13 protein-coding genes are annotated in these 14,811 nt (G+C 43.9%); 9 read left to right on the top strand and 4 right to left on the bottom strand.

Annotated features, from left to right (window positions below; translation table 11 throughout):
* The first annotated feature begins 66 nt into the window (after positions 1–66).
* Together F6K46_RS02520 and F6K46_RS02515 are read left to right on the top strand one after the other, a co-directional pair.
* Positions 67–1,044: an ABC transporter ATP-binding protein gene (locus F6K46_RS02520; RefSeq protein WP_293054697.1), complete on the top strand. Its 978-nt coding sequence runs from the start codon at positions 67–69 to the stop codon at positions 1,042–1,044.
* 60 nt (positions 1,045–1,104) lie between these two features.
* Positions 1,105–1,941, top strand: a complete 837-nt coding sequence (locus tag F6K46_RS02515; RefSeq protein WP_293054699.1) for an Rpn family recombination-promoting nuclease/putative transposase — start codon at positions 1,105–1,107, stop codon at positions 1,939–1,941.
* A gap of 206 nt (positions 1,942–2,147) precedes the next feature.
* Here F6K46_RS02515 and F6K46_RS02510 read toward each other — a convergent pair whose 3' ends face one another.
* Positions 2,148–2,351, bottom strand: coding sequence for a hypothetical protein (locus F6K46_RS02510; RefSeq protein WP_293054701.1), 204 nt, complete (start codon positions 2,349–2,351; stop codon positions 2,148–2,150).
* A gap of 114 nt (positions 2,352–2,465) precedes the next feature.
* Between F6K46_RS02510 and F6K46_RS02505 the strand changes: the two genes are divergently transcribed.
* Positions 2,466–2,684, top strand: coding sequence for an AbrB/MazE/SpoVT family DNA-binding domain-containing protein (locus F6K46_RS02505; RefSeq protein ID WP_293054703.1), 219 nt, complete (start codon positions 2,466–2,468; stop codon positions 2,682–2,684).
* On the opposite strand, the gene F6K46_RS39990 is transcribed toward F6K46_RS02505, so the two are convergent.
* Together F6K46_RS39990 and F6K46_RS02495 are read right to left on the bottom strand one after the other, a co-directional pair.
* On the bottom strand, positions 2,678–3,025 hold the full coding sequence (locus tag F6K46_RS39990) for a hypothetical protein (protein ID WP_330359420.1): 348 nt from the start codon (positions 3,023–3,025) through the stop codon (positions 2,678–2,680). The two genes, F6K46_RS02505 and F6K46_RS39990, sit on opposite strands and share 7 nt — an antisense overlap.
* Before the next feature lie 167 nt (positions 3,026–3,192).
* Positions 3,193–6,987, bottom strand: coding sequence for a caspase family protein (locus F6K46_RS02495; RefSeq protein ID WP_293054705.1), 3,795 nt, complete (start codon positions 6,985–6,987; stop codon positions 3,193–3,195).
* Between the two features lie 645 nt (positions 6,988–7,632).
* On the opposite strand from F6K46_RS02495, the gene F6K46_RS02490 reads away from it, so the two are divergent.
* The 5 genes from F6K46_RS02490 (at position 7,633) to F6K46_RS02470 (ending at position 11,391) form a co-directional block, all read left to right on the top strand.
* The gene (locus F6K46_RS02490; protein ID WP_293054707.1) at positions 7,633–7,821 is read left to right on the top strand and encodes a hypothetical protein; all 189 of its coding nucleotides are present in this window, start codon (positions 7,633–7,635) and stop codon (positions 7,819–7,821) included.
* 284 nt (positions 7,822–8,105) lie between these two features.
* Complete coding sequence (locus F6K46_RS02485) at positions 8,106–9,275, top strand: transposase (protein ID WP_330359421.1); 1,170 nt, start codon at positions 8,106–8,108, stop codon at positions 9,273–9,275.
* 406 nt (positions 9,276–9,681) lie between these two features.
* The gene (locus F6K46_RS02480; protein ID WP_081431141.1) at positions 9,682–10,008 is read left to right on the top strand and encodes a tetratricopeptide repeat protein; all 327 of its coding nucleotides are present in this window, start codon (positions 9,682–9,684) and stop codon (positions 10,006–10,008) included.
* A gap of 415 nt (positions 10,009–10,423) precedes the next feature.
* Positions 10,424–10,621 carry a hypothetical protein gene (locus tag F6K46_RS02475; protein ID WP_070391763.1) on the top strand — a complete coding sequence of 66 codons (198 nt, stop codon included), beginning with the start codon at positions 10,424–10,426 and terminating at the stop codon, positions 10,619–10,621.
* Between the two features lie 275 nt (positions 10,622–10,896).
* Entirely contained in the window at positions 10,897–11,391 is a 495-nt protein-coding gene (locus tag F6K46_RS02470; protein ID WP_293054709.1) for an S-layer family protein, read from the top strand.
* Here F6K46_RS02470 and F6K46_RS02465 read toward each other — a convergent pair.
* Complete coding sequence (locus F6K46_RS02465) at positions 11,386–11,535, bottom strand: hypothetical protein (RefSeq protein ID WP_293054711.1); 150 nt, start codon at positions 11,533–11,535, stop codon at positions 11,386–11,388. The two genes, F6K46_RS02470 and F6K46_RS02465, sit on opposite strands and share 6 nt — an antisense overlap.
* 19 nt (positions 11,536–11,554) lie before the next feature.
* Here F6K46_RS02465 and F6K46_RS02460 point away from each other — a divergent pair, with 19 nt between their 5' ends.
* A complete protein-coding gene (locus tag F6K46_RS02460) occupies positions 11,555–14,743 on the top strand; it encodes a filamentous hemagglutinin N-terminal domain-containing protein (RefSeq protein WP_293054713.1) in 3,189 nt (1,062 codons plus the stop codon).
* Positions 14,744–14,811 lie beyond the last annotated feature (68 nt).

Here is a 14,811-nt window from a genome sequence, read left to right as displayed (position 1 = left end):
GATACAAAAGTAACCAAAATAGGGAATAAATAAGTATAGATTATATCCTCATCTCCCAGCAACAGGATGGAGCAATCTACTCTCACTTTACCCCCCCAACTAACTACCTCTGAACCAATCCCAGTGGTTCAGACCTCCCAACTGCGCAAAGTCTACCGCACCGGCTTCTGGCTCAATCAAAAAATTGAATCCCTGAAAAATTGCTCCCTCAGCGTCTATCAGGGAGAAACCTTTGGATTACTCGGTCCAAATGGAGCCGGGAAAACTACCCTCTTAAAAACCTTACTAGGAATTGTCCGTCCTACTGGCGGACAAGGATGGTTACTGGGACATCCCCTTGGTAATGTTAAAGTCAAGCAGCGCATTGGTTACTTACCAGAAAACCCCTACTTCTATGACTATCTCACTGGCTGGGAATTTTTGCACTTTACCGCTGGACTATTTGAAATTCCCCATGAGGTAAAACGTAAACGCATTCCTCGACTGTTAGAACTAGTAGGATTGTCCCAATCAGCAGCACGCAAGAAACAACTACGTCAGTATTCTAAAGGGATGCTCCAGCGCATCGGTATGGCCCAGGCACTGATTAATAACCCAGAAGTAGTATTTCTCGATGAACCCATGTCCGGTCTTGACCCGATGGGACGCTACCAAATCCGGGAAATTATTATGTCTCTGAAAGCTCAAGGCAAGACTATTTTCTTCAACAGCCATGTCTTGTCAGATGTAGAGAAAATATGCGATCGCATCGCAATTCTCGCTAATGGGGAATTAATTTGTATGGGAGCGTTAGATGAACTTTTGGGTACCGATAACACCTACCGAGTTAAAGGCAAAGGTGGAAATATAGACATTATCAAACGGTGGCTGATGGAATTGGAATTTGAGGATGACTGCTGGTACGGTCAATTGCGAGGGGAACCCCAAGAGTTTATAGCTTCCCTGCGGCTGATGGATGCCCAATTGATGAGTATGACGTTAAATCGTCCTTCTTTGGAAGAGTTTTTTATGAAGCACTTGAATAATCCGGGTTTTAGGGAGTAGGGAGTCGGGAGTCGGGATCCAGCAGAATTCTTGATATGGGCACTCTGATATAATCGTTTAATGTTCGATAATACCTGCAAGTTCCTCGCTGAGAGCTTTTCGGAAGATTTTGCCTCCTGGTTACTTGGTGAACCCATCACCATGACCCAACTCAGTCCATCTGAACTGTCCCTTGAACCCATTCGAGCGGATGCTTTGATTTTGCTGAATTCTGATGATTTTGTCCTTCACGTCGAGTTTCAGACTCAACCTGACTCAACTATGGCCTTCAGAATGGCAGATTACCGCCTAAGAGTTTTCCGCCGTTTTCCAAATAAGCAGATGCGCCAAGTGGTCATTTACTTAACCAGTTCAACTTCTGAACTCGTTTATCAGACAGCGTTTGAGATTCCTGGTACTCGTCACGAATTTGAGGTCATTCGGCTATGGGAACAACCAACTCAGCCGTTTCTGGAATCGACGGGGTTATTGCCCTTGGCTGTGCTGACACAAACCCCCGATGCTGCTCAAACCTTGCGTCAGGTGGCTGCAAGAGTTGAGGCGATTCCAGAAATGAGGATACAGAGCAATGTGGCTGCGTGCGCTGGGATTCTAGCAGGGCTATTATTAAAGAGGGACTTGATTAACCAGGTTTTACGCACAGATATCATGCAGCAGTCTGTAATTTATCAAGACATTAAGGATGAAGGCCGTCACGAAGGGGAACAATCTCTCATCCTCCGCCTACTCTTGCGTCGCATCGGCGAAGTGTCCCCAGAAATGCGATCGCAGGTTCAAGCCTTATCCCTCCCTCAGCTTGAAGCTTTGGGGGAAGCGTTGTTGGACTTTACGAAACCCGAGGATTTGGATGAATGGATGCGTTCACTATCTGTTGCTGATAGCAAATCCGACTTGTAGGTTTCGCTTTGGGTGCGATTGGCCTACGGCCACGCTACGGGATGAAGCGTTTCGGCAAAGCCGACGCTACGCGAACGCAAAGCGTGGCCAAAGGCCTCAGCTTCCGCTAAAAGCGATCAGCCCTACGGGCATAGCTGCGTTTAGCACACTACTTCTCAACTAAGATTAACTGAGTTAGCGTACGCTTCTTTTTCATGCTGCTCCCGCTAAGTGTTGATGGAAATAATATTAGCTAAAGCTCGCAGTGCATCATTAATTGATTTTTGATCTGGAAACATTTCAGCAACATCGTTATCTAACTTAACAATGTTGCTACCTTCGCTATATCTCTGAGCATATTTACCCCGTATGCCTTTGCTGAAATCGTATTCATCTAGCAGATCCTGATCCTGTTGATTATTAATAGTCATTGTTCTCCTCGTATGTCCTTTTCTCTGGTGATGTAGCCAAACGAGCACGCTTTAAGCCTGATCGATTACTATTTACTTAAAGTCCGGTTTGCCGGATTATGGTTATTTGGAATTATGGAAGTCATCAAGCTAGGAAAAAAAGGTGAACTCTCTATTCCCAAAGCAATTCTCAAGCGTCTAGGGTTGGAGGGTGAAACTATGCTACTGGTAGAGACTACTGCTGATGGTGGAATTCTACTGCGTCCTGCGGGAGTGTATCCGATTGAGATGTATACAGAGGAACGGATTGAGGAGTTTTTATCAGGCGATCGCTGGCTACAACAGAATCATTGATTTTCAAGGTCTTTTTTGGCTCTAATTTCTTGAATGTCTTGCCAAAAATCAGATCTTGTCACATTTTTTAGAGACTGTTGACGTTCTTGAGTATAATCACCAAAACCCCATCCTAAATCTTGTAAAAAACGAATTGCATCAACTTGCCCTAATTCCTTAACTAAGGCATAATAGGCTTTTTGTTTTAATTCAATTGGTGTCATTTTTGTTATTTCCCGCAATAGCTTAAGTTTAGCGCTCAATCCGCGTTTCATCCATGTCGAGTAATTCCCTTCAAAATTGAAAGAGGCGATCGCTATTGTATACCAATAGTTTTCATAAAGCGATTGACCTTTGGTCACGCTACGCGAACGCATTTATGTACCAACAGTTTTGAGAAAGCGATTGACCTTTGGTCACGCTACGCGAACGCAAATTCTTAGACAATTAGAAAGATGAGCCAATTGCAAAAAACCTAATCGTGGGTTAGTGAGGCTGAAGTGGCTACCAAAACTTTTAACTTTTGTAACTACTTGTTAACATTGTCGCAGAGATGGCGATCGCTTTCCTCAATATTGGGGTTATTCTCCAAATAGTCACGCACCCAATTGCAACCCCGCACCATCAGATCATCGAATGATTCAATCTTCCATAACCTCACTATTTGATCGTTGTCAACCATAGCCAGTTGCTTACCATCGCGGCTAAAATTGAGATCCAAGACCCGATATTTTTCCTGTGCGTTGAATTCTGCCACCTGCTCCTTGGTCTCTACATCCCATAACTTAGCGATACGATCTAATCCAGCAGTTGCAAGTAATTTGCCATCAGGACTAAAACGGACATCCATTGCCCCGTTTGCATATCCTTTGAATTTGGCTAACTCATTGTAATCTGAGTCCCACAAACAGACGTTGCCATCTGTGGCAGAAGTAGCCACCAACTTTCTATTAGGGCTAGAAATTACCTGATCGATTATACGAGAGTGACATCCCGAGAATAAAGTAGTGTCTAAGCTGTCTAAACTAACTTCATCACTCGAGTAGGATACTTTAGGAGTATCACTCGGATCAGTAACTTCATTAGCTTTAAAGTCCCAAATACGGATGATGCCATCTCTACCTGCGGTAATCAACTGCTGACCATCAGGGCTGAAAACCGCTATTTCTATCCAAGTGTGATTGGTTTCGATTGTAATATCAGAAGGCTCAGACGGGTTATCTAAAACTAATGTGTTTTTATAAGAAGAAGGAAACCTTTTATGTTCTGGAAAAGTGGCGGTCTTACCATCACTGCTATAAATTTTATCTAGCATCGAGAATTGCGGTTCTCCTTTAAATTGGTTTTCGGATATTTGTTCACCCAATAAGTTCCACCAGCTAACACGATCAGAGCCGTCCTTACTAGCCAGTTGCTCGCCATCCTTGCTAAAGCTAACCTCCCACGCCCAGCCTCTAAGACCTTGGTTTAGCTCAACCTGCTGTTGAGTTTCTAAGTCCCATAAACCCAAGGTAACAATGCTATCTGCTCCCATACCTCCATCAGAATCCACACTGGCAGTAATGGTAGCCAGTGAACTGACATCAGGGTTAAAACTGACACTTAGAACCCAGCCTTCAGGCCCTTGGAAACAATCATGATTCAGAAGTTTGCCTGACCTGTCCCACAAGCAGATCAATCCTGTAGTGTCAACGCTAGCGATTCTGCTGTGATCGGGGCTAATACCAAGACCGATGACTGTGCCTTGATGTTTTTCCAGGCGATTCCGTTCTCTTACTCCATAAGCCACCTTGTGCAGTGTTTTTGTAACTTGTATTTTTAGCTTAGAGTCTGGCTTGAATAAGGATAAGTATCCCGGCCAATCTTTAAGAGATTTCGCTGCCCGTAAACTGGCAAGCGAAGCTTCTAAATGTGGTAAGTTTCCTTCAGCGGCTTGCCGATCAGCCTTAATTTGACCGATCAGGGCATCTCTCTGACCAATTAAGGAGAATACTAAACCTGTACCTAATCCCAGCATAACTGCGATCGCAACACCCCAATTCCGACGAGTATTAAAGCTTTTTCGCCCGACGCTACGCCGCACAAACTCCGCTTCTACTTGGTTCAGCCAGTTATCATCAGAATTGAGTACCTTTTTCAACAAATCAAGACGAGGGTTAGCATGCCAAAGAAACTTTGCCTGTTGCTGGCTGTTCCACTCCACCGCCGCAGGAGTCAACCGCCGTTGTAGAAGTAAATTTTCCTCATCATGTAGTTTCCACTCCAGCAACCTTTGCCAACCCCGCACCAAAGCGTCATGGGCTGGTTCTACATAAAGATCACCATCAGTATCTTCTCCTTTCACCAATAACCGTGCATTGGTAAAACGCTCAATCACTTCCTTGACTAAACCATTTTTCTCTCCCGGATATTCTAATTCTGATAAAGGTACACGCCTACGAGCTAACTCACCCCCAGTCAGGGCAACCATCCGCAGCATTACATGACGGATAACTTGGTCATAAGCGGGATTTTGATTAACTAGCGCCTGATATTCCTCATCAGCCCTTTGAGTTAGCGATCGCATTACTCCCCCCAATTCAATATAATCGGCTTTTCTCAAGGCCCGATCAATAGTAATACCCCTATATTGTGCCTCCCGTTGTCGCGTTAAGTATTTCAGATACAGTTCGCTCAAGGCAAAAGAAAGCAGGGGCAATGTTCCGGGCATATCCGCCACTTCCTCTATTAATTCTTCTACTAAATCGTGGGGCTGAAAATACATCACCCGTGCTTGAGTCGGTTTCTCGATTACTTCCTTTAGTTCCCCTCGTGTCATCCCTGGAACAATAAATCGTCCCCTGTGCCAACGATTTTTAAGCACAGTATTTCCCAGGTTATAGTCTGTGGGGATAAACTTTAAGCCAGCATCCCTGACTTGGGGTTCAAAGTCAGAACGTAGGGTTAATACTACCCGTAATTTATCCCGATGGCCATTTATGGCTGTGAGTATCTGTTGGAAAAACTCCTGACGCTCATCTAAGTTTTGACAGAGTGTAATAATTTCTTCGCTTTGGTCAATAAACAGTAATAACTTAGAGTTGGGGTTATTTTTTTCCCAAACATCAATGGTCATTGCCAGGTTATGCTGGGGGTTTTGGGCTGCTACCTCTGGTAATTGGGCATCCCTTAAAGCCTTATTTAACCCTTGCAAGGGAGTCTCACCAGGACGGATGGGTGGCAAAATACACCATTTCTCGGTATTATCTTGCCGTAGTTTGGGAATTAATCCGGCCTTGACCAAGCTAGACTTACCCGAACCAGAAGCACCCAACACCACTGTTAGGGGATTAGCTTTGACAAAATAGTCTAACTTTTCTACTAGTAATGTTCTACCGAAAAACAGTGAACTGTGTTTCTCGTCAAAGGACTTTAAACCGCGATAGGGATTTTGTGAGAGATCTAAAGGTGGTGCGGGGGGTAAATTAAGTTCATGTCCGGGAGAAAGAAAGATATATTCTCCCTTATCGTGCTTATTTAAACACCAAATACCAGGGGTTTGTCGTAGACGGCATTTTTCTGTGGGTATTTCGACTCGATCCCGTAAATACAAATATAATTCGGTGGCTGTAATTACCCCATCTCCAGCGGGTTTGCCATTCGTAGCTGGAGGAATTATATCTGCTGCACCTTCGAGAGCTTCTAATAATGCCGCCGCAAAAGGGGAATGATTGCCGACTTGACCGCGTTCGCTATCTAAATAAAAGTTATCGAGGGCTTTTTGGTCCGAGGCTGAGGACGTAATAATTTGCCAGGCTGGGTCAGTAATAAAACGGTCATAACGCTCTTGGTGAATAACTTCTGGCGAGGTTAATAAATCCCTGGTACTCGACCATTTAAAAGCACCAGCAAAACAACAATCGAGAATTCCTAAGAAATGACGACAGGGTAATTGACTTAAAGCATCGTGTAACTTGATCATGGGCAGATAACTATTAGTATCCCCCAGTTTGGCATCTTGAGGAATTAAGTAACCTGCCGGGCCATCATCGCCATTGAGAGCGACTCCATGACCAGCAAAGTAAAAGAATAAGCGGTCATTTTTAGTGACTTGTTCTGGTAAGGTATGGGATAAAAATTTGTGGAAGTTAGACAGAGTTGCCACTTCGTCCAAGCATTCCCAGACTTCGTAATCATGCTTAGTGCGGAGAATTTCTACTAGTTTTTTGGCATCGTTTACGGCGGTATTCAGGGATGAAATGCCGTTTGTGTAGTTATTGATGCCGATGATAAAGGCGAGATTGCGGGAGAACATATAGCAGTTGGCAATTTTATTAAGTGCCAAATTATAGGTTTTTAGTCAACAGGAATAACCCCTTATTAAGGGGCAGATATGTTTCAAAATTTGTAAGCATTTAGCTCAGGCACTACCTGCTAAATGCTGAGGGCTAATAGCCGATTTTTAAGTATCTATAAACTTATCTGGCTAACCACCAAGAATTATGCAGCAAATTTTCAATACCAGGGTGGCTCTCCCACAGGACTTACCCACGAACACTCTTAAGTCCCCATCTTCCCCCTATCGCCACACTCTTGCCCCTGTTCCCTAGGCAACATTTCTGCCAATTACCAATTACCAGGCTTCATTGATAAATTGAATAAAATTGTTGGCTTCTCTAGGGCTAATGCTAATAAAAATAACCAGATAAATAATTAACATTAAGCTTAATGTATTGAACTCTCTCATTTCTAGTTTCCTCAGAATAGTTAGGGATTAACTTAGTGATTGACTTAGTGATTGAAGGTATAATAGTAAGGATTAGTAAGTATTCAGCTATCAACAGCTGATAGCTGACAAGGGTAGCTTTGCCACTAGCCCGTTAGCCCTAGACTGAATCCTGACATAGCTGTCGTTTAGAACTCTCCAATTAACAAGCTTTAATCAACTTCCTCTAGTTTCGTAGCTTTTTCAGGTTTTAACAGTACCCTTGTGGGTACTCTTAATCCTGGAACTGTCAGCTTTTGGACTGTGATTCGTCACAATCCAAATCTCTCCCCAAAGCTAGCTATACAGGAGTTTTTCCCGATTCCCGATTCCCGATTCCCGATTCCCGATTCCCGATTCCCGAACCCAATTGAGAACTGTTATATTGGGTGGCATGGGTGCCTACACCATTGAACTGGGTATCTGCCTAGCTCATAAATCCCTTTGATAGTGCGGTCGTTTTCTTTTCTTTGTTATCCTTATTACTTTTTTCTCTGTTCACCGAGAAAAGGGGGTTCGGGGGATGAGAAGCTCTTGCCTTTAGGTATAGGAAGGGATAATCCCCCAGAGCCAACCGTTCGCGCAGCGTGACATGCAGGTCAAGGGTTCAATACCCTTGAGGTTGGCGGCGAGATCTTCGGGAATATCCAGAATCTTGGTGTAGAATAAAATATATAGTCACCTTTGAAGTGATGGAGATGGTAAACACAGTATTAACAATAGTTTGCAAGATTCAACCGACCCCTGAACAAGCCGATAAAATTGAGGCGACACTCGAAGGGTTTGCGGATGCTTGTACCTATACCAATAATGCTGTTAAGCCGTCCATAACCAGTAAAAACGCCATACAAGCTCAGGTTTATCAATACATTAGAGAAACCTATGACTTAAGCGCAAATTTAGCAGTAAGAGTTTGTGGACGTGTGGCTGCAAACAGAAAAACTGCTAAACACAAAAACAAGCCTGTATCAAAATTCAGTCCCACTAGTGCTGATTATGATTCAAGGATTTTTAGCTACAGGGAAAAAGAGCAAACTGTTAGCTTAACTTTAGTGGGTGGTAGAGAGAGATTCCTTTTGGAGATTGGGAATTATCAAATTGGCAAACTCAAAGGGAGAAAACCTACATCGGCTCAGTTATGCAAGCATCGTGATGGTCAATATTACATCCATATTCAAATAAAAAATAAGGCTCCTAAACCCCAAAAAACGAAAAAAGTAATTGGGGTAGACTTAGGTCGCACAGATATTGCTGTTACCAGCGAAAACCACAGTTTTTCTGGTAAGCAGGTAAACGAGATTAGAGACAAATTTGCTAGGGTCAGGAAACAAATTCAGCACAAAGCCTCGAAGGGCACAAGAAGTAGTAGGCGCAAATGTCGCCAACTTCAGAAACGGCTATCAGGTAAAGAAAGACGTTTTCAGACTTGGGTCAACCACAATGTAAGTAAGGCCATCGTAGAATCGGCAAAATCTCAAGGGGCAGTGATTGCCTTGGAGGATTTGACAGGTATCAGGGAAAGAACAAACCTCCAGCCAAGATCTAAAACTGAAAAAAGAAGATCCAACAATTGGGCATTCTATCAACTTCGCGAATTTATACAATATAAGGCTTTAGAGGCTGGAGTAAAAGTTATCTTTGTTAATCCTCGTTATACTTCCCAGACATGCCATCAATGCCTACACATCCATCCAATTAAGGGTAAATCTTACAGGTCTCGAAAGCGCTACAAATGTGGTGCCTGTGGATGGAATGGGGATGCTGACTTTAACGGTTCTATGATGATTAAATTATTGGGGCAGAGCGTAACCCTGCCCGGAGGTTCGTACTTATCCTGTTCTCTAACAGATATTGTACAGGGCTACTAAAAGCCCCTGGCATAAGTGCCGTGGGGATTGGTTACTCTACCCTGATAGTATGTCGTATTGGTCGTTAATTGTAATAGAGGTTATTACCTCTATTGTTATTCACGTGTTATTCAGAGCTGATTGACTGACAAAACTCCTACAAACTATGGTGTCGCTGCTATCCCGCTAGGGATAAAGGGTTGGAGTCGGTTGAAACCGACCTTAGCTATGAGCTGTGGACTTAAATCTATGGCGGGTTTGATAGCAAAGCCCAAGATTTTTCAGTAAACCAGTATTCAAAGACAGACTACGCCAGACTCAAACCTCATCTTTATATGCCCAAAAGCCGGGATTTTGGGGATTGGTCAATAACATCTAAATCGGTAGCTCCTGAGTAGTTTGTAGCTACCTACTAATTGAAGTAGCAATGGATAAGCCAATGGGAATTTTTAAGCCACGTCAGCAGCCAAAAGAAACCAATGCTCAAAGTGCTAATTTTTACTACTTTAGAGGAATTAGCCATGTACTGGTGGGCAGATTTCAAGCAGCCATTCTGGAATTGAATGAAGCGATTGAGATTGACCCCAACCATGCTGCTGCCTATGACAACCGTGGGATGTGCCTTCGAGAATTAGGTAAGCATCAAGAAGCCCTAGCAAATTTTCAAAAATCAGCAGAAATTTATCAAAAAAAGGGTAAAACGGAAGATTATCACAAGATAATAGCCAAAATTCACGACCTTCACTTACGGTGATGAACTCAAGCCTGTGTAGTGAATGGTATAGGGCTAGGGGCAATGGCATTGGCAAGAGGCAAGAGGCAAAAGTTAACTACAGGTGCGCTTTCCGGTTCAGGACTGACACAAAACTGGGCACTAAACTATACAAGTAGTAGGGTACGTTAATAACGCACCCTACAGATAGGGTCACTACAGAATTACTGAATTCTTACTCTTGCCTTTTTCATAAATTTTTACAAAGCGCCTGATTAAGTAATGGGTTGTTCAAAGACTATGCAGGATTGGCGAGGCTAGCCAAGGGCATCTATTGATTAACTCATTTAACAATCATTTGTCAAATGTTATTGGTCTTTTTTGATTTTTCCAAAGTTAATTGGAAATTGAATAATGACCAATGTTCGATTATTAATTGATACAAAAGCACCCAGTCATGCAACTTGGTAAAATTCTAGTCCGTAAACGACTTATTTCTCATATTCAACTCAATACAGCCCTTGAAATTCAGTCTTTAACTGGTATCAAATTAGGAGAAATTTTGGTAACTAAAGAATTGATTGAATCTCAGGATTTGGAGCAAGCACTGTTGGAACAATATTGGCGTAAAAAGGGTTTTTGGGTGATTGATTAGTCCCCCTGGGCATAATTAAAAATTAAAAATTAAAAATTCTTCTGGTTTTTGATAGCTTGGAATGGGATATTGGGATTGGGTGCATCTCAATGTATGAAATTAGGCAGAAATTCTAATAAAACTCCCAAACTCCTCACACTAGCTACACTCTCTTAATTGCCTTTCCCCCAACTGGTCCTGATGGTAGCGATATCATTGCCAAAGCTCAACAGGGAAAAGGTGGTGAAATCACCATTGATGCCGAAGATGTCCGTCTGATTGAGGAGCGCGAAGCCATGGAGGGAAATCGCACTAATGATATCGATGCCAGTTCTGAGTCTGGTCCAGGAATAGTTACCATCAAAACGGGCAATCTTGACCCCTCTCGGGGATTAGATCAACTACCAATTAATTTAACTGACCCATCATCACTCATTGTTGCTAGCTGTCCGAGAAGTGGGAAAATCTCAGTCGATGAACTTGGTGAATTTATTGTTACTGGACGCGGTGGCATTCCGCCCAGTCCCCTCGACCCGATTATCGGTCGAACCATTATTGCTGATTGGGTGACTCTAGATGATGAAACCGTTACTGAAATTGATAACAATGACAGTAACCCTCCCTCGACCGAACAGAATTCTGTGCCACAGAAGTCTCAGCGCAAAAGGATTGTAGAAGCTCAAGGCTGGATGACCGGTCCCGATGGTACGATCATTCTCACCTCTTTCCCTACCGATACCACTAGCCCACCCAAGCCTTGGTATCACTATTTCTCTTGCCGGGATTTATAGCGTTTGGCCTAGGGAATCGGGAATCGGCAATCGGCAATCGGCAATCGGCAATCGGGAATCGGGAATCGGGAATCGGGAATAAGCAAGAACTGATAGAATTACCCTAACGCGATCCGACCTAGGAGCCGCTAAAAGCGAACGCAAAAAATAACTTGAACTGAATATGGGTGCAGGAAAGCGATTGCTCACCCTGACCGGAGGCTGGGCTACAGCAATGTCGCTCACTCTGGGTGGGGTAACTGTAGGTATTTCGGGAAACTGTCTTTTGGCCGACTATGCCTTGGCTGACATAGTTCCGGATGGGACATTGGGTAATGAATCCTCTGTGGTCATACCTAATACCACTGTCAGAGGAGAAATAGCCGATAAGATCGAAGGTGGCGCAACACGAGGTGCTAACCTATTTCACAGTTTCCAAGAATTTAATGTAGGGGAACTGCAACGGGTTTATTTTGCTAATCCTTCTGGGATCGAAAATATTCTAACCCGGGTAACCGGGGGGAATCTATCCAATATTCTAGGGACATTGGGAGTAGATGGTGCAGCAAATCTGTTTGTGCTCAATCCCAATGGTATTGTGTTTGGATCCCAGGCCAGATTAGATGTCGCTGGTTCGTTTTTTGCGTCTACTGCCAATAGTCTGGTATTTGGTGATGGGGTCGAGTTTAGTGCCACATCTCCACAAGCCCCACCACTGTTAACCATTAATATTACTCCAGGATTGCAGTATGGTAAGTATGACCCCAGGACAACAATTACAAATGCTGGAAATTTAGCTGCTGGAAAAGACTTGACCCTAGCCGCTGGCAATCTGGATTTACAGGGTCAACTGGAGGCTGGTCGGAATTTGACTCTGTTGGCAGAAGATACAGTCAACATCACCGATAGTGTAGCGCAACCGTTTCAAGCGTACTCTGGTGGTTTGCTGGTAATTCAGGGAAATCAGTCAATTACTATTGCAGCAAAGAACCATGTCCTAAGTGGTTTATTTGCTGGTTCCGATTTACGGTTGCGATCGCAAAATCCCATCACCGGAGATACTAACTATACCGTTGGCGGAAATATCACCATTGAGCAGTTGGATGGTAACCCAGGGAATTTCATCAGTCCCAATGATCCGATAATTCTGGCTAATGGGGATGTCAGTTTAGGAAACTATACCGGAGCCTCACTGCATATTTTGGCAGGAGGGAGTGTTACCGTTGGGGACATCGAAATTAACTCTACCGATACCGGGGATAATGCGATTAGCCCTGATAACTCCAATCCGTTCTTGGCGAGTCTGGCCAATGTGACCTTGTCGGACGAAGGGAGAACGCCTGTAGTAATTAATGGCAATAACCAACCTACCCTAGATATTCGTGCTGGTATAGATTGGACATTACTCGGCGGTTTTCCAGGAAATACCGATAGTGGTAACCTAGCCCCTAACTTTGGCAGTGCTGCTACTAGTGCAAATATCGAAATTGGCAAGATTGATATTAAAGCAGCGAATGGACTGGTATTGTTAACCAATCAGTATCAAGCTAACCCATCGTTAGTTAGTGACACCCTGAAAATTAGTTCACTTCTGACTGGTGACGGTACGGATAAAAATAACTTCAAGACCTTGAAGAGCCAGAGATTTTCAGGGAATGGTGGCTCGGTCTATATTGATTATCGCGGCGGGATTGACATAAGCGATCGCATTGATTCTTCTTCTGCTTCTGGGAAAGCGGGGGATATTACCTTGATTACAAATGGTCAACTATCCCTTGACAAAAGTTTCATGATTAGCAACACCTTTGGCAACAAAAAGGGTGGGGATATTACTATCGATACTGGCTCCCTCTATGCCAAAGGTGGCGCTCAGATCGAAACCAGTACGTTTGGTAATGCAGATGCCGGTAAAATTACCATTGTTGCTGATGAGACAGTCACTTTCGAGCGATTCGTAAATGGTCAAGATAGGGATATATCTGATCGAGCAACCGGTCTAGTAAATATTATCAGAGAAGGGGCTGAAGGTAACAGTGGTGGTATTTCTATTACCACCGGTTCCTTGTTTCTAATTGATGGTGCTCAACTGCAAGTCAGAGTTGGAGATCGACAGACTAAGGGGCAGAAGTCAGTGGGTAACTCGGGGGATATTAAAATTGTTGCCCGTGATCAAGTTTCCTTTCGCACCAAGAATCAAGAGAGTAGTGGTACTGCTATAACTAGTATCGAGAACAAAGGTGAAGGTAAAGCTGGCAACATCAGGATCGAGGCTAGGTCGGTTTCGTTAACTAATGGCTCCCTGCAATCAAACACTCAAGGGATAGGGGATGCGGGTTCGGTAACGATTATTGCTAAAGAAACAGTCACCTTCGACAAAAGTCCTAATTCTATCCTAAGTAGGGTGAATGACAAGGGTAATGGCAAGGGTGGCGATGTTTACATAGAAACTGGGTCACTTTTCCTCACCAATGGTGGTGCCATTAGGTCTGAGACAAAAGGGAAAGGAGATGGGGGTCAGGTCACAATTAAGGCACGGGATCAGGTCATCGTTAATGGGGTAAGGATGATAGATCGCAAGCTTTGCAAGGTTCCTATATGTCCCAGTGGTGTATTCAGTAGTGTCTTAGAAACAGCAATGGGTGATGGTATGAAGGAGATAAAAGGTGGAGACATAAAGATCTCAACTAATCAGCTCATACTGCGAGATGGCGGCAAGATTTCTACTGAGGCTTTTAAAAATAAGGATTTCCAAGTCAAGGGCGGCAATATCTATATTAAGACCGAATTTCTGATTGCCTTTCCCGCAACTCCTCCTGATGGTAGCGATATCCTTACTAGAGCTCCAACGGGTCAAGGGGGTGATATCACTATCGAGGCCTTCACCATCTTTGGTGATATTAAAGAGCGCAAAGCCTTCCCAGACGATGAAAAAAATGATATCGATGCCAGTGGTAGTATAGAGAGTGGTGATGTAACTTTCAAGATTAACAGTGAGTTCGTGGAGCGCGAACCAAACAGCTTACCAACGGAACCAGGCAATGATCAACTTTACCAGCGCTGTCAACCGGGTAATAGCACTGGCAGTAGGTTGATCAATACTGGACGTGGAGGATTACCCCCTCGCCCAGGTGAAATCAGCAGCAATAGCAATTGGGAAGATATACGCCGTCCCACTGCTCGTGGACGGTATCGCTCCCGTACGGCATTGGTGAAACCCCCCGTTAAACCCCCCACTACCCCTAAGCCAAAACGGATTATAGAAGCTCAAGGCTTGATGATTGATGCTGAAGGCAATATCTTTCTGACCGCTAATCCAACTACAGTGACACCGGATGGGTCTTGGCGGCTGTCTGGAAAGTGTGGGGAAATGTAGTGTGGAGATGGGGAGATGGGGAGATGGGGGGCGTTGCTGATTCTGGGTATGGTTTCGCCCCCCTAGCC

Source organism: Moorena sp. SIO3E8, assembly GCF_010692445.1.
Classification (GTDB): Bacteria; Cyanobacteriota; Cyanobacteriia; order Cyanobacteriales; family Coleofasciculaceae; genus Moorena; species Moorena bouillonii.
Note: the sequence above shows the minus strand (reverse complement) of the source record. Positions and strands in the feature narration are given on the sequence as shown.